The following is a 16,608-nucleotide window of genomic DNA, read 5'->3' as shown; positions in this document are numbered from 1 at the left end:
TCCTTTTAATTGAATTGATCGATGACTGCGCCGATGCTCGATGCTCGAACACGCGGTTCGTTTTGAAATTGCTGAAGCTCTTCTTTTTTTCCGACGACTACTGCACCAACAATTTTGATTGTTGTTTCCTCTACCTCATCTTTTTGTTTAAGTTGTTCGTAGATTTCTTCCATCCCTTGTTTATAGGGTCCTCTATGGTTTTTCCCATACACAACAGATTCCATAAATTTTTCAACCGGACTTTCCAATACGGTTCCTGCTTCGTCCACCATTGAAAACCCGATTACTTCATTTTCTGTAAACACTCTCGCTGGTTCGTTTCCTTTGACCTCTTCATCTGTATAAACATCAACCCATGCCCATTGAAGTACACTATCTTCAGGCAACATCGCTTCGACTTCACTTAATGAATAGGGCTGATCAAATGAAATTCCCATTTCGATTTTTTGTTGGTCATTAAACATATCCAACTTCATAACATCCATCGGCACGTGCGTAATGGACGTTGCTGGGTGGATAAAATTCATGACCTTCTCACCCGAGTAATTATAGGTTTCATAGTCGTTCGGTGACAGGTACACTTCTCTATTCCTTGAAGAATTGGAGATTTCACCTAGGTATACAGGCCGCCCGTCTACCAATTTATATTGCGGTGCTGTCGCCTCGCTGTCTAGAAGTCGAATCGACTCTTCCCACGGTCCAATAAATAGATTCGCACCGTATACGTCAAAATAAACTTCTTGTGCGGCCAATTCTCTATCTAGTAACCAAGGCGTCACTTGTAATTTGATCAATACAATCAGGATCAGGACGAAGAGCGAGACGAGTCCGCTAATGAATGTCATACGAACAGTACTTTTTCTTTTCGCCTCTGCAACAAGGTCTTGCTTATTGTTTTCAAAAGCAAATAACTCGTCCAATTCATCCTTTTTTTTCAATATACTCACTCCATTTCTGTTTAAAATTTTTACGTGAGCGATAAAGCGTCGTTCGAATCGTATCGACTTTAACATCTAAAAGATCACTTATTTCCTCATATGATAAAGTAAGCTCGTATTTCAAAAGAAGTAAATTGGATTGTGCAGAAGGCAATTGTTCCAATACAGCTTCAATCTCCCGTTTGTTTTCATGTCTTATTAGGCGTTGTTCACCGGCTTCCTCGGTACTGTGCATATTTTCAAAGAAGGTTTCGTCGATTTGCACATTCGGATACCGCTTCTTTTTCCGGCATAGATCATAATAATCGTTTATAGAAACCTTAAACAACCATGCTGAAGGATTAGCCATCTCCATATGAATCATATGCTCTACTGCTTTTGAAAAAGAATTTTGCACAATATCTTCTGCATCTTGTTTCGAGCACCCAATTTTGAGTAGGTACCGAAATATAAGACGCGATTTTTCCCGGTACAAATCCTCAATTGTTTGCGTTTGCAAGTGGCCACCTACTTTTTCTAGTTAACTACCCATAAGACGCAGCGTTTCATTAAAAGTATACACATCTTTTCCACTCTTTTTAAAAAAGCCTCGACTAGTTCCGCCTAAAGAAAAAATTCAAGATACTAAGCAACTTTACACGACACCTGTCTTGACACAAACCGCGACACATACGATAATCAAAGACAATGAATGGTTATAGTGAGTAATATGACCGCTGAGGGGATAATCCATATGAGAAAGCAGTTAAAAATAGGAACGATGATTCACGGTGTCGGCGAGAAGATTTCCGATTGGCGTCATCCGAGTATGCCGTCAGATGCCAGTATCAGTTTTGCCTTTTATAAACAGCAAGCTCAAACTTCAGAACGTGGAAAGTTTGATTTTGTTTTTATTGCAGATGCTTTGTACATTAACGAAAAGTCAAATCCTCATTACTTGAATCGCTTTGAACCACTGACGATTCTTTCTGCACTTGCTGCGGTCACGTCGAACATCGGACTCGTTAGTACATTGTCGACTACGTATAGTGAACCTTTTTCAGCAGCACGACAATTTGCTTCACTTGATCTGTTAAGCGGAGGACGAGCCGGGTGGAATGCAGTAACGTCTGGACTGGAAAAGACCGCGCTAAATTTCAGCAAACAAGTAAGCGATCATCCAAGTCACGCTGAGCGTTACCGGATGGCTGCTGAATTTATGACAGTCATGAAAGGCTTATGGAATTCGTGGGACGATGATGCGTTTATTCGCAATAAAGCGTCGGGTCAATTTTTTGACCCGACCAAATTGCATGCCTTGAATCATCAAGGCGAGTTCTTTTCTGTACAAGGCCCGTTGAATATTGGCCGTTCGCCACAAGGTCAGCCCGTCATTTTCCAAGCCGGTTCCTCTAAAGATGGCATTGCCTTTTCTGCACAACAAGCAGACGCGGTGTTTGCGATTATGCCTAGAGTCGAACAAGCCAAGCAGTATTATCAAGACGTCAAAGAACAAACCCGCTTGAATGGTCGTCATCCCGATGACGTGCTGGTCTTACAAGGCATCAGTCCAATTATTGGCGACACAAACGAAGCAGCCGAACGAAAATACCAAGAACTGGCTAACTTAGTAACAATTGAACAAGCACTCGCCTTTTTAGGACGGCTGTTTGAACACCATGACTTTTCTCACTACCCTCTAGACGAACCGTTTCCGGAACTCGGCGCTATCGGCAAAAACAGCTTCCAAAGCGATACCGATCGCATTAAAGCTGAAGCACGCGAGGAAAACTTAAGCTTGCGTCAAGTAGCGTTAAAAGAAGCTACACCGCGCACTCCTTTTATGGGAACACCCGAACACATCGCTGATTTAATCGAATCGTGGTACGACCAACACGCAGCAGACGGCTTTATGATCATTGCCAATTTGCCAAGCGAACTCGAAGCGTTTGTCGATCACGTGGTGCCGATTCTACAAGAGCGTGGGATTTTCCGAACGGAATACGAAGGGACAACACTTCGGGATCATTTGGAGTTGCCTTATACGGAGAATATTCTTGCTGCAAAATCCAAAGACGACCGCATGCGCGTAAACGTATAAAAAGAAGCCTCTCAAAAATTCAATGAATTTTTAAGAGGCTTCTTTTATTCTAGCTCTGCGTCTTTTTCTATTGAATCCTCTGGAATGACTAAGTTTAACAAAATCGCAACAAAACAAGCGATTGTTATTCCGGATTGTCCAAATAATAGTTGAATAATGTCTGGAAATGCATTCATGGCATCGGGTACTTGACTTAATCCGAGTCCAAATACTAAAGATAATCCAATGATAATCTTTGCTCTCTCGTTTAAAGGCTCTGACGTCAAAATGTCTATACCGGTTAATGTAATTTGAGAAAAAATAATGACCGTGGCACCGCCAATAACGGCTGGTGGCATGGTAGAGATAAGCGCTCCAATCTTAGGAATAAGACCAGCCAATATTAAAAACACAGCGCCAACGGCTACGACGTATTTACTCATTATTTTTGTAAATGCGATCATTCCAACATTTTGACTGAAAGACGTGTTTGGCAACGAGTTAAAAACTGCTGCTAGAGAAGAGGTAAGTCCATTCGCTATTACTGAACCCGAAAGTTCATCAGACGTGGGTTCTCTGTCTGCTCCTCCATTCGTAATGGCTGTCACATCGCCAACTGTCTCAACAGATGTAACGATAAACATAATTAACATAGGAAGAATCGCTCCCCAGTAAAATTCCATTGGAAAATAAAAGGGTGTAGGGATTGAAAACCATGAGGCTTCTCTTATAGCTGAAAACTCAACCATACCTAGTGGCAAAGCCACGATATACCCAACAACGATGCCGATTAAAATGGAAGAGGTTTTAGCCATCCCTTTTGCATATCTATTTAGGAAGATCACAATGACCAAAACCAGTAAAGCCACCAGCCAGTTTTTAGCTGACCCAAAATTCTCAGATCCACTTCCTCCAGCCATAGATGTAATACCTGTAGGTAAAAGCGACAAACCGATCGTAAGAACGACTGTACCTGTTACAATTTTTGGGAAAAAGCGTTTTAATTTCTTGATAAAAAACCCTAAAGTTCCGCCGAATAACCCGCCAATCAGACTGGCACCTAATAATCCGGATATGCCATATGAGCTCGCTATTGCTATATTTGTAGGGAGAAACCCAAAACTCGTCCCCATCACGACCGGGAGTCCTGCACCAACCTTCCAGATGGGGTAACACTGGATAATCGTCGCCACTCCTGCCATGATCATGGCACTTTGAACCAATATTGTTAAATCAGCTCCTGTAATACCCACCACACCTGCGATGATGATAGGAACAGCAATGTTCCCTAGAAACATCGCAAAAATATGCTGTAGCCCTAATGGTATTGCTTCTTTTAATGGCGGCCTGCCGTCTACATCGTATTTGTTTGTGTTCGTCACTTTATGGCCAACTGTTGTTTTCATAAAACACCTCTTTTCAATTCCATTTGTATTCTAGTCTACCTTCATTATTTGTTTTGCTGCATAGTCCGCGCCTCTTTTTCTTGATATGCTTTTCCAATACTGCAAACTCTCTGTAGAAATTTCTTCTCTATCATTAAACGCATTCGCTAATTCTTCTTTGCTAAAGTTGTTTGGATCCAAGACGCTTCCTAATTTGTTCTTTTCAACATCATAGGCTATGTTAAACTGATCACTAGAAAATGGCAATATCACCATTTCTTTTCCATAGTACATAGCTTCTGTTAAGGTGTTGCACCCCCCGTGGAAGACAACTGTGTCGACATAAGGCATAAGGGCAATTTGAGGGATAAAACTTTCTATGATTGTATTGTGTGAGTGATATTTTTTTAACTCTTCTGCATGACTCCCTGCAGAAACAATCAATAAAACATTCGGATGAATTTCTCTGACTCCCAGGATTAGTTTTTCCAGTACATCTTTTCTATTCGATAAAAAAGTTCCTAAAGTTATCATGATGATTTTTTCTTTTGTATCTATTTTTTCTAGCCATTCTCCATTTAACGTAGCTGCTTTGAATGAATTTCCTATAAATAGTTTCTTTGGGTGTTCTTCCTGTTTGTCACTGTTGTTAAAATCAAAATAGTTGTAGATAACAGCGATATCAGAGACCAAACTAAAAGCATTACTAATTTTTTTAACAGACTTATTTTCAGTGATAAGATTATTAAAAACTTCAGTAAACTCTTTTTGAGTTTGTGTCGAAACCTGTTCGAGTCCCCTCAACTCTTTTTCCTCGATCGCTATAGCTGTAGGCCAGCTTTTCGGCACATTAAAATAATCTCCTTCTTTTGGAATCGTGTTCGGATGGGGAGGACAAAATGTGATAAAAGGCAGACCTAAAGAATACAAGCTAAGCGTAACCGAATAAGATAAGATGTCGACCACATAAAGGTCCGCAGCTAGTGAATCATCTATTGCCTTTATCTTATCGACCAGCTCTTGTGGGTTATAAAGCATGTCAGCCCTTCTATGACGAGACTGCGTGATGAGTGTTTCGATTGCACCTTTTTTTGTCGACTCAAAAAACTCTTCTAATCTTATTCTCTCCGTATCTGGTTGTATGATGTGTTCACCTTCGCCTATGTTTTTATTTGAACTTATATCGATTTCATAAAAATTCAAATGCTCTTCCAAGATTTTTTCCTTGAACTCTATACTGCAACCAACTGTCACTTCTGCACCATGCTCTTGAAAACTTTTTGCTAGCACTAACAAGGGGTTAAAATGTGAATAGAAAGGTGGACTTATAAAACAGATTTTTTTATACTTCATTGTTTTCTTCTCCTTTTACAGCTAAATAAAACGACACAAACTCAGTTGAAATTTTGTTGATGGAAAAGTTTTCACTTACAGTTTTTTGACCTGCAGCTTGAATCCGTTTAAACTCTTCTTTATTCATTTTGGAATCGTAAAGGTGATTTTCTGTTTCTTTGGCAATGGTTTCCCAATTACTCGTATCGATTAAAAACCCATTTTTCCCATTGCTCATATAACTTTTAACTCCCCCTTTTATAGGACCTAGCGTTAGAAACTCCATGGACATAGCCTCTAAAATAGCGATACCAAATTCTTCTTTTACACTTGAGCACAGATAAATATGAGGATAGTCAAAATCTCTTTTCATGATATTCTCCTCAAGCAGCCGGATATCCAAATTCGACATGGCACCTTTGTGTATGAACCTGTCTTTGAATTGAGGATGCTTTTTTACGTAGTCTTTAAAAAAATCAATCACCCTTTTTTCTTCTTTGTTTGGTCTCTCTAGATCCCCTCCTATTAGTAAGAGGTTGTGAGTTTCCGAAAGTTTAGACTTTGACCACGCTTTTAAAAGTTCGATTTGTCCTTTTAAAACAGATAGTCTTCCTACATTTAAGATCACGGGTCTTTCAAAAAATTCTTTATGTGCTTTATTGAACTCCGCAAAGCGAGCTGAATAGCTCTCCACGCCCTCTATATCACTTGATTGATCTAATTGTATTCCTTCACCTATCATTTTCATTCTTCTATTTATCTTTCCATCTGTCAGTTGAGGGAAATACATCTCAAGTTCTTTTTTGACAGCTGCATTTCCTATCCCAACTATTCCGTCGCTTGTATCTATTAACTCATCACCTATTTTTATCTTGTTTAACTTTTCAATAAGCTCATTAAAACCCAGTTCTTTTAATTGGCCAGATCCATCAAACATGTTTCGGTGTGGGTCTGGCGTTAGTGTGAATACGAGTTTTTTAGTTAATTCTTTAGCCAGGTGAGCAACAGCTCTAGAAGCATTATCTAGAAATCGGATATGAAAAACATCCGGCTTTATTTTTGCTTGCTTTAAAAAATTGCCTATAAACCGTTTAATAAACAACTCTCTTTTAATAAACGGATCTGATACAGATGGGTCTAAATAAATTGGCAACCGAATAAATACATGGTCGTCTCCATACGAGCTGATAAAGGGCTTCGTTAATTCTTGAGTGATGGTAATCGTAAATACATGAGACACACTACTGTCTTTTGATATCTCTTCACCCAAGCTTTTTAATAATACTGCTAATCCTCCGTTGTTTCCTTTTCCACTATCTTCAAAATCTCCATAAAACATGGACTGCATAATCGAAATACCTTGCTTTTCAAACTCACTACCTGAAGCAAGTGCGCGAATGTAACTATCGTAAAAAACTTTATTTTTCTCATTTATTACATTTTCCCTGACGAAAGATTGATCCACAGTTTCCATTGAATCTAAATTCCCTAATAGATTGATCATTTGAATCTTTAAATTATCTGGATAATCCACGGTCACTAATTCGTATATAGTGTCTTTAAATCCCTGTCTTTTAAAACTATCCATATAGTCCAGTAAGTTGGAGATTAGTTCTACATCCCATTTGTACTTCTGCAGCATAAATACGATGTCCTCATCACTTAATAGATCGACATCGCATTCCATGCAAACATCCAAAACATGATAGAGCTGTTGGCTGCTATATTGTCGCTGTGATAGGAAGTCTGTTGTTATTTTCTCTATGATTGGCTTGAGCTCATCAGTGAATAGCTTTAAAACCGTATCTACGACAAATCGATCTGTATAGGAATGTACTCCCAAAAACGAGAACAATTCACCTAGTTCTTTTTCATCCAGCTTGTTTTTTCGCCCTAATTGCTTGATCTTTTGAATTTGATTTACCACTAGTCGTTCTTCGAAATCTATTTTCTTGCTCTTAGTTATATAATCATCTAAAAACCGGTGAGGATACATATAATTACTCTCATTCGCATAAACATGATTTCTCAATTCAATAAACTCATTCATTTTTCACCCTCCAATACCGTTAGTAGGTCAGTATTCCAATACCCTATACCCATAACTACTAATCTATCTATAAAGTTTGGTCATTATAGAGTGGTTTTAGGAAACAAAAAAAGGCCTTTCAGTAAGTTTACTAACTTAGTGAAAGGCCTTTGAGGTAATCTTCTTTAATGAAATATGAACGTTTAAAAAAATAGTTTTGGTGTTGCTAAATTACATCATGCCGCCCATTGACTTGCCCTTATTTTGGTGTTTTTCCTTCTATTAAATACACTCAATTTCCGCATAGAATCGATGTTCCTTTTCATAGCCTATTCTACTGAATCATTTTATTTGTGCCCGATTGTTGCCCAATCTTTGTTTAATTGAAATTTCTAAAATCTGCATTCGTAATTCTATATTAAACACCCTAAATATTGTATAATTTAATTAAGTCTTAAATTTCTAAAATCGACTAACTAATATATTGGAGGCATAAAATGACTCAGCAAGCAAAAAAGAGGCAACATTATGTACCACAGTTTTATTTGAATAGTTTTGCTTCTAAAAGAAAAAAGAACTTTAAAATAACTTTTTATGATAAAGTCTCGAAGAGTGATGTTCCTGTTAATGTAAGAGATGTAGCACAGGAAAACAAGTTCTATAATGTAACAGCTCAAAATTTTAAAGAAACATTCGGTTTCGAACCTCCAAGTGATTATAATGAACAAGAGTTGGAGGATACCTTTTCAGTTTATGAAGGGCAATGGGCTACTGTATTTAGAGAAATATCGGAAAGATATGAAAAAGAAAAAATATCAAATAAATTCCAATTCCCTTTTATTTCTTCCTCAGAAAAAAAATCTTTAAGCAGTTTTATAGCTCTTCAAGCAATTCGAACTCCTGCTTTTCGAGATCGGGCAAACTTATTATCAGGATTTTTAGAGAAAAATTTAGATAATGAACTTGCTGCACTTTTTAAAGATAGACAGTACGACGATGCTCATTTCTACATTCACATTCTTTCAGGTGTTTTGGATAGATTGTCTGAAAATTTCTTAGATAATTTCAATTGGGTTTGTGCCTTCTCTGAAAAGCCTCTTATAACTTCAGATAACCCTTTAGCTCAAATTTTTCATTTAAAAAATCGATCTCAGTATAATGGAAAAGACTGGCCTGAACCTCCTTACTTCGAAGAATATTCGATAGCACTTACACCAAATATTTTATTAATTTTGTCACATAAGAATGACGAGGGTTTTGAATCATTAATACCGAAGTCCGATTTCCTTTTAACTGATCACTTACACATTCGCTATACTAGATATCATATAATTAACTCATCAAGAAAAATATTTTTTTTCGATAAGACTGAACTTAAATATATAAAGAAAAGAATATCATACATGATTCAAAACAAAGAAAACTATTTAGATAATACAAAATTTATTGTAAGTGCACCTTGATTCCACTTCCATTAAATAAAATGGCAATAAGAAAAGGCGACCCAGTTACAAGTCGCCTCCAATCAATTATTCAGTTTTTTGTTCTTTATTGTAAAATACTGATTTCATCATTCAATATGTCATCAATTATACAAACATCACTATCTCCGATTCTCCCAGCTTCAACTGCTTCTTCATATTCTTCGGAACTATCAAAGAAATACACTTTACTATTCAGGGCTAAACCTCTCACGCGCTCCTGTATGGCTTTTATCTGTCTGAATGTAGTCATTCAACCAACTCCCCATAATCATACATAATAATAAAATCGTTCGGCTGCTGTTTATATTCAATTGCGCTCTGCTCGTCATAAAGAATAATGATGTTTTCGTCTTTTGGTGTTTCATGTATGGTTCTTTCAATTCTGCGAATACGTGCGCTATAGTCCATTGGATCGCCCCTTTCTACTTAATGTCTAATTGTTTCATAATCTGTTCAATCTTCTCGGACATTTCCCCGTCTTTGTATGCGCTTAATGCTGTATTGGACAGATAAGCAATCGTTCTCGCTTTTGCCATTGGTTCTAAATCTTGATTCAAACGCAAGATGTTTATTTGTTCCTGCATGATCGCTTTAACATGGCTGGGGTGATTAATTCGCCTTTCTTTTATCATCTATGCCCCTCCCTTCTTAAATCGCTTACGCCCCTAAGGGTTGCAGGATAATAGCTATACAAAAAGTATGCTGAAACCCTGCTTTTTATTGCTAAAATTGGTTTAAATCTACGTCACGAATAACTTTGTCATTTACAACTTGATTAGCTGTTTTGCTTAACTCGCGTCCAATGTTATCCAGTGGTACAGGCGCATCATTTAAAATAATGTTTCTTGTCCCTAGTGTAGAAAATACGCCTAATTGATATTGAAGTTCTTCTTGTTCTTGTTGTTGTTGTTCGGTCATTCCGTCCAATTTATTCAAAATAGCATAACGCTTAACTCGTTCGCTTTGTTGTTCCAAGTTGCGGTTTTTTAGTTCCATTCGTAGCAATGTTATTTCAAGTAGATCAGTCGTATCTAAGTCCTGTACCATGTTTTGTAACTCATAATCATTTGCTAGTTTAAAGCGCATTTCAAACTCTTTTGCATCTCCTGGGCGTTCTGCATATCTTGTTTTTTGAGTCACTTTTTGTAACTCGTCCATGCGCTTTTCTATCGTTTCAATTCGTGTTTGATGATGTGTTTTAACATTAGTTTCTAAGTCCTTATGAAGCTTGTTAGCAACTTCTTTTAGGTGTTCTTTGTTGTACAGTCCTTGTTGTGCCATTTCTTCAAAACGCGCCTTTTTGCGTAAATACTCATTAGTGAAACTCTGATACTCTGCATCTTCTTTAAAAATAGTTGTGTATGTCATTTTCCATTCCTCCATGTTTTTAGTAGTTTGATACTTTCCAAGACAAAGCATATTCCCAGTTTTTTACGTTCCTGTCTTTTGGTTCAAAGTCTGCTGCATCCAGTGCGCCTTTCATTTGACCATTGGTTAGATAAAAACCATTCTTGCTATCTTCAAAGATGTGTTTAATCGTGTAGGATGTTACACCTCTAAAGGTTTTGATTTTATGCGGTGTAACTTCTCGAATAATCCAGTCTTGAATAACTGCTTTTTGTTTAGGTGAAAGCTTTTCATATTCTGTAGACTGATCAATGGTTATTGGTCTAACTGCTGTAGTTATCATTTACTTTTCTCCTCTCTTTTCGTTTACATAGTCGATATATTTTTTGTACTGGCTAAATACATATTCAAACGTGTTTCCTTCACTTATAACTTTGAAGCTGTTGGCGGTGCTCTTGTTTGGTATATAACTTTCACGGTAAGCAGTCCATACACCCCCTACCTTTTCCATATAAGCGGTGCTGGAATAGCTGACAGACCATAAGTAGAGAGTTCCAGGTATACCAATTAATAACCCCGCTGCCCTTGCTTGTTCATCATGTTCCAATGCGTTTAGGGTCTCTTCTTTTTGTTCAATCAATGTAGCTTTTACATCACCAGGAAGGTGAGCAGCGTTTTCTATATGGATATTGCTGCCCACTCTTGATAATGTGTTTCCCATGCTCTCGCATTTAGATATAAGGTCAATCATAGTAGCCCTGACCCATCATCTTGAATTGTAATTTCATTTACTGCGTTTTGGGGACTCACTTCCCTCACTTTACCCTCACCCTTACTCTCCGTAGTGTTTGTGGTGTGTCCTTTTGAAAACACACTAGGACTCACTTCCTTCACTAGGGACTCACTTGTTTTAACTGCGTCCCCATTGAGTCCACTGTGTCCGGTTGTGTTTTTGGGGGTACTCTCTTTAACGCCTTGTCCCATTTGAGTTTGTGGGCTATTGAGTCCCTTGAGTCCCTTATTTGCTGTATCTGTAAAAAGAGGGTTCAAATAGATAACTCTCTTTCTACCTTCAAAGCCAATTGCTATATAATTCATGTTTTCCAATTGAGTGAGTACCATGTCCATATTCTCAACTTTCTTGAATCGCTTTCGTACTAATTGAAATAAATCACGATGCCCTACACTTGGTTCACCTTCAAATTTTTCATTGATACGCTTTAAAATATATTTAGCGTCCTTTTCATCGTCTGTAGAATCCATCACCCCATAAGCTTCCTTAGCATGGGCTATAAAATAACTTCTAAGCGACTTAGCAGTTTCAAAGGTTGAGCGGCTTATATCGGTTGGTATATTTGGGAATTGATCCATATTATCAGCAAAGTGGAGCAACCCGGTTATGCGTACAATTTGCCCGGCTAGCTTTGACCCCCACTCTCTGATACCCCCTAGCTCTCCATCATCCTGAAGCATGATTTCAATTTCTTCACGGTTCTGTATTTCAGATATTGCTGCTTCATTTGAGAAAGTTAGCATAATTGGTTTTTCCGGGTCATGTTCCATTAGTTGCTTCATATTGTTTAAATAAGCGGCTCTCACTGCTTCATTAATTGGTGAAGGGGTTGAGTTACGGAAACCTACCATTGATTCAGGAAAAGCATACAGGAAACGTTGCATAAGCCCACGTTCATTAAAGGATGGCGGCAAGTTCCGTACCGTTTCCGGCTGGATAAATAGGCCAATGGTTAATGATGGTTCATCTAAATGAATGGACTCTCGCCCCATGCGGTCAATGGTTACTGTATCGCCTGGGTGGGCTTCTAAGTAAAGATTCATACTTGCATCCACTGACCCTTTATCGTAGCGTCCAGCCATGCTATTTAAAGCCCCTGCGCCCTCTGCTGATAGGACAGACATCTTTTCATTATGTTCAGCCATTAGCAGCCCTAACTTTTCTACTGTTACATCATTTGTAATAAATCGAGGAATAACAATAAGTTCCTCTGACTCAATTTCGTGTGATAGTAATTGAATATCTTTCAATATGCTTTCGTCACCTTTTTTAGCATACTGGTTATTCAATCCGTCTAATCTTGATCGCTTTGCCTTCATGGTTGCCTGTTGTTTCTTAACCATTGGCATGAGTCTTTCTCGCTCGTCTTTTTCGTGTAATGTTATTGGACTTGCTAATAATTTAAATACGCCTGACTTTCTGTTTCCGGGCGGTAAAGCCATAATAGAATAGGTGTTTAATGGCTCTTTCCACTCGGATGAAACTTTGACATAAGCCTTTTTTGATAGTATTGTAGAAAGTACAGATATGGTTGCAATTGCTGAAGCGTCCACTGGTGTTTGTGTCGTATTCGCTACTGCTTCTATATATTTTCTTAACCATGTAGCAAACACATTTGTATTAAACGTTGGTAGCGTTTTACTATCAAATTTGATTGGCTGTTCCCATTGTGGAGCAGCTTCTTTTTTTTGTTCTAATTCTCTAAGTGCGTTGATATTGTCCATGTTGTGCCCCTTTCCTGCGTTCTATTTCTTTTCCAGCGATTGAGTTAATAATTGTGCTTAATTCGTCCGGGTCAAGTGGTGGATCATTTCTTTCATTGACCATGTTTAATACCGCTATTACTATATCCGGGTCAACATATCTTCTAAGTAAATGCCCAGCTAATGAAGCGGCTGCTGGATTACGCCCTTCACCTTCGGATAACCCGTTCATAACCCTCTCCCAATGGCTTGCTGACTGTTTAACTGGCGTTGCTTGTCTTTGCTTAGGTGTTCCTTTTAACAGCTTTATAAGCCATTCAGGGAGCGGGGCAAGCTTTGTAATAACTGGCTTACTTGATTCCTCCCATTCGTAACTGTTACCACTTGGGTGAACGCTTGGCGGTGCTACCACGTACTTTCCATTTCCTTGAAAGTCTAGCCCTGGATAATCAACTAAACTGCTTTTTGTGACTCGCCCATCATATTTAAAATAGAAATGATCGCCACCCCCACCCGTTAAACAATGGACAGTATCGGGTAACTCTCCATATTCTGCGGTTAAGCGTTCTAGTGAAACGTCCCCGCCATTTCTCGGGTCTACGTCTATTACAATGATTCCGCTAACTTCACCTGTAGGTATACCAATTCCAGCAGCAGAATTTGAAGCCCACCATCTTGATATTTGAGCAGCGTCTTTTGAAGCATCTTTAAACCCATTCTTAGTTAATGGGGCTTTACTGGCCGGAACAATTGGAAATACTGCAAAACTCAACATACTGGCATAAGCTGAAGCTATTTGTAGATTCTTATTGGCCATTGGTTCACTTCCTCTTATATTTGATGATGTCCCCGCCACTGTCCCGGACTTCTTGGTAGTATTTCTTCATATACTGTTCAACTTCATAGCGAGGGAATAAATGCTTATGTCCTAATCTGATCGCTGGAAATGTTGGATCACTCATTAAGTGAGTTGTAATTGAGTTCCAGGACATACCAATAAACTTTTGTAATTGTTTACTGTTAAGAAAGAAGGTTTCCGCTTCTAATTCGGTTAAACGTTCTTCAACCATCTTTATATAAATTTCCTTCAACTCTTCTTCGTTGATATTGACTTGTATCACAACCTCGCCCCCTTCAGAATTTCAACGCTTCTCGGATGATTCTATTTAGATTCAAATATTTAAAGTAATTGCGGTAAGCTGCTTCTATTAACTTAGCGTCATTAACTGGTTGGCCTGTTTCAAAGCGTTTAACCCTTGCCGGACTAATACCGATATGATTGGCCATATCTTTTATAGTGATTCCGTAACTCTCGCGCATTTCTTTTATGAGTGCGCCTTTTTCTTGCCATGTTCTTTCATTAACTAAAATGTGAAGTTCTCTTCTTGTTACTTTTTGTATTTTTGATTCCATGAAAAACCTTCTCACCATTTCTATTCCTCCTTTATTCTCGCAGGGTTATCTTTTGCAACATTGGTTACAAAAAAAATCCCATCAAAATTTACTCCTAATCCAACCGCTATTTTGTTAGCGACTTTAGGAGAAGGCTGTCTTTTCTCACTTAAAATTTGTGACATATAAGAGTGAGAAATTCCGATCTCTTTAGCAAATTCTCTTACATTTTTTCCTCTTTCAGCAATTGCTATTTTGACATCGAGAGGGTTTTTTAGCTCAATTTTAATCATTTTTTCCACCTCTTTCCTTCAACTTGTTTTCAGTATATAACAAAGGGTTATCTTTTGCAACAAATAATGTTGCATTTGCAAACTTTTTTATATATACTTAAGAAAATGATTTGAAAGCGAGTGGGTATCATGACAAATTTCAGTGAATATATTAGGGAAACTAGAACACGAAAAGACCTTTCTTTAAAGGAGGTAGCTGAAAAAGGCGGTTTTTCTCATTCCTACCTATCACAGATTGAAACAGGTAAAAGAGGTGCGCCAAAATCTACTATGATTAAAAAACTAGCTGAAGGTTTAGGCGTTCCTTATCTTCTTTTACTAGAAAAAGCCGGACATTTAGAAGAGGGAACTTTTCAAAAGCGATTAGATTTAATGAAAGAAGCAAACAAGTCGCTTAATACCTCTGAACATATTGAAGCAAGAGAAAACTTAGAAGTTGAGTGGAAGAAAAATAATAACTACATCGAATTAACTGAAGTTTTTAGTGATAAAACTATGCTAGCTATAGATGGCAACTTACTTATATCGAATGGCAAACCTATTACCGCAAAAGAAAAAGAAAAAATACTTGAAATGATTAAAACATATTTAAGTTAATAGGCCATCCTATTATAGAAGGAGCGGATAACCAATGGCACACTTTCGAGAAAAGAGCGGATCATGGGAATATGTAATTAGTGCGGGCAAAGACCCCGTAACTGGCAAGTATACTAAGATTAGAAAGTCCGGCTTTCGCACAAAAACAGCAGCAAAGAATGAAGCTAGACGGATAGAAGAAGAATTGAAACAAGGTACTTATTTAAAAGAGTCTAAAATGACTTTTGGTGATTTCTTCAATCAATGGTTGGCACATTATGAAAAGCGGGCTAAGGTTTCCAGTGTGCGGGCACGTTCCATAGCTGGCAAGCGTTTACTTGATGTATGGCAAGATTATCCGATTAGCAGCATTACAATGGCCATGTATCAAGAACACTTGGACAACTTAAGTTCAACCATAAGCGCAAACTATCTTGATAGCATACACACTACAGGCCGGATGGTTTTCACCCATGCGCTTAAGTTGAAGTTAATAAGATTTAATCCTACTGAACACTTTGAAAAGCCACGCATGAAAAAAGATGTTGTAGAAGAAGAAACTGAAGTAATGGAAAACTTTCTTGATCGTGAAGAATTGACCAAGTTCTTATTATTAGCTAAAAATGAGGGATTAAAAGATGATTTAGTGGTATTCGCTACACTGGCATATTCGGGGCTTCGTATTGGAGAGTTGATTTCATTAAAAGAATCAGACATAAACTTCTCTACTAATGAAATAAGTGTCACTAAAACTTACTACAATCCATCCAATAGCATCAAAGAATTTACATTACTAACGCCAAAAACAAAAGGTTCTATCCGCAAATTTGAAATAGACAATTTTGTTGTCCAATTAATCAAGAATCATTTGAAGCAACAAAAAGAAATTAAGATGAAAAATAGAAGAGTGTACCATGATCAAGGGTTTATTTTTGCGGATGGTCAAGGCTACCCGCCTACTGTAAAGAAAGTTGCTATCCGTTTGCAACGTCTTATGAAAAAGATGGACATAGACAAGCACATCACGCCCCATAGCTTCAGACATACCAATATTTCATTATTGATAGAAGCTAATGTACCAATTGGAGAAATTCAAAGAAGAGCAGGCCATACAGATATTAATACCACGATGAACATTTATACTCATATGACTAAAAACACCAAAGAACAAGCTTCTCAATTGTTCAGCAGCCACCTTTCAGAATTGACTGCAAAACTGCAATAAAACACTAAAAATAATTTCATTGTTGCCTAATTGTTGCCTAAAAATAAAAAAA

At 37.8% G+C, this 16,608-nt stretch carries 20 protein-coding genes; 4 read left to right on the top strand and 16 right to left on the bottom strand.

Translation table 11 applies throughout. The features are described from left to right. Positions 1 to 5: 5 nt before the first annotated feature. Together AJGP001_RS02950 and AJGP001_RS02945 are read right to left on the bottom strand one after the other, a co-directional pair. Positions 6 to 938 carry an anti sigma factor C-terminal domain-containing protein gene (locus AJGP001_RS02950; RefSeq protein WP_169835254.1) on the bottom strand — a complete coding sequence of 311 codons (933 nt, stop codon included), beginning with the start codon at positions 936 to 938 and terminating at the stop codon, positions 6 to 8. Next, on the bottom strand, positions 922 to 1,437 hold the full coding sequence (locus AJGP001_RS02945; protein WP_071154644.1) for an RNA polymerase sigma factor: 516 nt from the start codon (positions 1,435 to 1,437) through the stop codon (positions 922 to 924). Before AJGP001_RS02945 ends, AJGP001_RS02950 begins: the two co-directional genes overlap by 17 nt. 234 nt (positions 1,438 to 1,671) lie before the next feature. Between AJGP001_RS02945 and AJGP001_RS02940 the strand changes: the two genes are divergently transcribed. Further along, entirely contained in the window at positions 1,672 to 3,018 is a 1,347-nt protein-coding gene (locus AJGP001_RS02940; protein ID WP_071154645.1) for an LLM class flavin-dependent oxidoreductase, read from the top strand. A 44-nt stretch (positions 3,019 to 3,062) separates the two neighbouring features. On the opposite strand, the gene AJGP001_RS02935 is transcribed toward AJGP001_RS02940, so the two are convergent. Genes AJGP001_RS02935 through AJGP001_RS02925 form a run of 3 tightly spaced genes read right to left on the bottom strand, consistent with a single transcriptional unit; the run spans position 3,063 to position 7,764 of the window. Next, on the bottom strand, positions 3,063 to 4,403 hold the full coding sequence (locus AJGP001_RS02935; RefSeq protein WP_071154646.1) for a uracil-xanthine permease family protein: 1,341 nt from the start codon (positions 4,401 to 4,403) through the stop codon (positions 3,063 to 3,065). 30 nt (positions 4,404 to 4,433) lie between these two features. Continuing rightward, the gene (locus AJGP001_RS02930) at positions 4,434 to 5,735 is read right to left on the bottom strand and encodes a glycosyltransferase (RefSeq protein WP_078080127.1); all 1,302 of its coding nucleotides are present in this window, start codon (positions 5,733 to 5,735) and stop codon (positions 4,434 to 4,436) included. Continuing rightward, positions 5,725 to 7,764 carry a glycosyltransferase family 4 protein gene (locus tag AJGP001_RS02925; protein WP_078080126.1) on the bottom strand — a complete coding sequence of 680 codons (2,040 nt, stop codon included), beginning with the start codon at positions 7,762 to 7,764 and terminating at the stop codon, positions 5,725 to 5,727. The genes AJGP001_RS02930 and AJGP001_RS02925 overlap by 11 nt, the downstream gene beginning before the upstream one ends. 476 nt (positions 7,765 to 8,240) lie before the next feature. Between AJGP001_RS02925 and AJGP001_RS02920 the strand changes: the two genes are divergently transcribed. Further along, positions 8,241 to 9,206, top strand: a complete 966-nt coding sequence (locus AJGP001_RS02920; protein WP_071154649.1) for a DUF4238 domain-containing protein — start codon at positions 8,241 to 8,243, stop codon at positions 9,204 to 9,206. An 85-nt stretch (positions 9,207 to 9,291) separates the two neighbouring features. Here AJGP001_RS02920 and AJGP001_RS02915 read toward each other — a convergent pair whose 3' ends face one another. The 11 genes from AJGP001_RS02915 to AJGP001_RS02870 all read right to left on the bottom strand — a co-directional run bounded on the left by AJGP001_RS02915 (position 9,292) and on the right by AJGP001_RS02870 (position 14,755). Then, positions 9,292 to 9,477, bottom strand: coding sequence for a hypothetical protein (locus AJGP001_RS02915; RefSeq protein WP_071154650.1), 186 nt, complete (start codon positions 9,475 to 9,477; stop codon positions 9,292 to 9,294). Next, positions 9,474 to 9,635: a hypothetical protein gene (locus AJGP001_RS17450; RefSeq protein WP_169835253.1), complete on the bottom strand. Its 162-nt coding sequence runs from the start codon at positions 9,633 to 9,635 to the stop codon at positions 9,474 to 9,476. Before AJGP001_RS17450 ends, AJGP001_RS02915 begins: the two co-directional genes overlap by 4 nt. Before the next feature lie 14 nt (positions 9,636 to 9,649). Next, complete coding sequence (locus AJGP001_RS02910; RefSeq protein ID WP_071154651.1) at positions 9,650 to 9,859, bottom strand: hypothetical protein; 210 nt, start codon at positions 9,857 to 9,859, stop codon at positions 9,650 to 9,652. A 91-nt stretch (positions 9,860 to 9,950) separates the two neighbouring features. Continuing rightward, positions 9,951 to 10,595, bottom strand: a complete 645-nt coding sequence (locus tag AJGP001_RS02905) for a hypothetical protein (RefSeq protein ID WP_071154652.1) — start codon at positions 10,593 to 10,595, stop codon at positions 9,951 to 9,953. 19 nt (positions 10,596 to 10,614) lie between these two features. After that, complete coding sequence (locus AJGP001_RS02900; RefSeq protein WP_071154653.1) at positions 10,615 to 10,917, bottom strand: hypothetical protein; 303 nt, start codon at positions 10,915 to 10,917, stop codon at positions 10,615 to 10,617. Beyond that, entirely contained in the window at positions 10,918 to 11,295 is a 378-nt protein-coding gene (locus tag AJGP001_RS02895; RefSeq protein WP_143039565.1) for a hypothetical protein, read from the bottom strand. It abuts the gene before it with no gap. A gap of 26 nt (positions 11,296 to 11,321) precedes the next feature. Then, positions 11,322 to 13,091: a YfjI family protein gene (locus tag AJGP001_RS02890; RefSeq protein WP_071154654.1), complete on the bottom strand. Its 1,770-nt coding sequence runs from the start codon at positions 13,089 to 13,091 to the stop codon at positions 11,322 to 11,324. Further along, a complete protein-coding gene (locus AJGP001_RS02885) occupies positions 13,069 to 13,887 on the bottom strand; it encodes a bifunctional DNA primase/polymerase (protein ID WP_071154655.1) in 819 nt (272 codons plus the stop codon). The genes AJGP001_RS02890 and AJGP001_RS02885 overlap by 23 nt, the downstream gene beginning before the upstream one ends. 4 nt (positions 13,888 to 13,891) lie before the next feature. Continuing rightward, positions 13,892 to 14,191 carry a hypothetical protein gene (locus AJGP001_RS02880; RefSeq protein ID WP_071154656.1) on the bottom strand — a complete coding sequence of 100 codons (300 nt, stop codon included), beginning with the start codon at positions 14,189 to 14,191 and terminating at the stop codon, positions 13,892 to 13,894. Between the two features lie 13 nt (positions 14,192 to 14,204). After that, a complete protein-coding gene (locus AJGP001_RS02875; protein ID WP_169835252.1) occupies positions 14,205 to 14,483 on the bottom strand; it encodes a helix-turn-helix domain-containing protein in 279 nt (92 codons plus the stop codon). Positions 14,484 to 14,503: 20 nt separating this feature from the next. After that, a complete protein-coding gene (locus AJGP001_RS02870) occupies positions 14,504 to 14,755 on the bottom strand; it encodes a helix-turn-helix transcriptional regulator (RefSeq protein WP_071154658.1) in 252 nt (83 codons plus the stop codon). Between the two features lie 129 nt (positions 14,756 to 14,884). Here AJGP001_RS02870 and AJGP001_RS02865 point away from each other — a divergent pair, with 129 nt between their 5' ends. Both AJGP001_RS02865 and AJGP001_RS02860 read left to right on the top strand, forming a co-directional pair. Beyond that, positions 14,885 to 15,352, top strand: a complete 468-nt coding sequence (locus AJGP001_RS02865) for a helix-turn-helix domain-containing protein (protein ID WP_071154659.1) — start codon at positions 14,885 to 14,887, stop codon at positions 15,350 to 15,352. Positions 15,353 to 15,386: 34 nt separating this feature from the next. Next, positions 15,387 to 16,556 (top strand): site-specific integrase, encoded by a 1,170-nt coding sequence (locus tag AJGP001_RS02860; protein ID WP_071154660.1) that lies wholly within the window; start codon positions 15,387 to 15,389, stop codon positions 16,554 to 16,556. Positions 16,557 to 16,608: the final 52 nt, after the last annotated feature.

It is taken from the genome of Planococcus faecalis, from assembly GCF_002009235.1.
GTDB lineage: Bacteria > Bacillota > Bacilli > Bacillales_A > Planococcaceae > Planococcus > Planococcus kocurii.
Note: the sequence above shows the minus strand (reverse complement) of the source record. Positions and strands in the feature narration are given on the sequence as shown.

Bases quoted from the DNA above. Each gene is read 5' to 3' on its own strand.
- AJGP001_RS02920 (WP_071154649.1), top strand. From the start codon at position 8,241: ATGACTCAGCAAGCAAAAAAGAGGCAACATTATGTACCACAGTTTTAT.
- AJGP001_RS02900 (WP_071154653.1), bottom strand. From the start codon at position 10,917: ATGATAACTACAGCAGTTAGACCAATAACCATTGATCAGTCTACAGAA.
- AJGP001_RS02895 (WP_143039565.1), bottom strand. From the start codon at position 11,295: ATGGGAAACACATTATCAAGAGTGGGCAGCAATATCCATATAGAAAAC.
- AJGP001_RS02875 (WP_169835252.1), bottom strand. From the start codon at position 14,483: ATGGAATCAAAAATACAAAAAGTAACAAGAAGAGAACTTCACATTTTA.
- AJGP001_RS02870 (WP_071154658.1), bottom strand. From the start codon at position 14,755: ATGATTAAAATTGAGCTAAAAAACCCTCTCGATGTCAAAATAGCAATT.
- AJGP001_RS02905 (WP_071154652.1), bottom strand. From the start codon at position 10,595: ATGACATACACAACTATTTTTAAAGAAGATGCAGAGTATCAGAGTTTC.
- AJGP001_RS02940 (WP_071154645.1), top strand. From the start codon at position 1,672: ATGAGAAAGCAGTTAAAAATAGGAACGATGATTCACGGTGTCGGCGAG.
- AJGP001_RS17450 (WP_169835253.1), bottom strand. From the start codon at position 9,635: ATGGACTATAGCGCACGTATTCGCAGAATTGAAAGAACCATACATGAA.
- AJGP001_RS02925 (WP_078080126.1), bottom strand. From the start codon at position 7,764: ATGAATGAGTTTATTGAATTGAGAAATCATGTTTATGCGAATGAGAGT.
- AJGP001_RS02885 (WP_071154655.1), bottom strand. From the start codon at position 13,887: ATGGCCAATAAGAATCTACAAATAGCTTCAGCTTATGCCAGTATGTTG.
- AJGP001_RS02930 (WP_078080127.1), bottom strand. From the start codon at position 5,735: ATGAAGTATAAAAAAATCTGTTTTATAAGTCCACCTTTCTATTCACAT.
- AJGP001_RS02910 (WP_071154651.1), bottom strand. From the start codon at position 9,859: ATGATAAAAGAAAGGCGAATTAATCACCCCAGCCATGTTAAAGCGATC.
- AJGP001_RS02935 (WP_071154646.1), bottom strand. From the start codon at position 4,403: ATGAAAACAACAGTTGGCCATAAAGTGACGAACACAAACAAATACGAT.
- AJGP001_RS02865 (WP_071154659.1), top strand. From the start codon at position 14,885: ATGACAAATTTCAGTGAATATATTAGGGAAACTAGAACACGAAAAGAC.
- AJGP001_RS02915 (WP_071154650.1), bottom strand. From the start codon at position 9,477: ATGACTACATTCAGACAGATAAAAGCCATACAGGAGCGCGTGAGAGGT.
- AJGP001_RS02860 (WP_071154660.1), top strand. From the start codon at position 15,387: ATGGCACACTTTCGAGAAAAGAGCGGATCATGGGAATATGTAATTAGT.
- AJGP001_RS02890 (WP_071154654.1), bottom strand. From the start codon at position 13,091: ATGGACAATATCAACGCACTTAGAGAATTAGAACAAAAAAAAGAAGCT.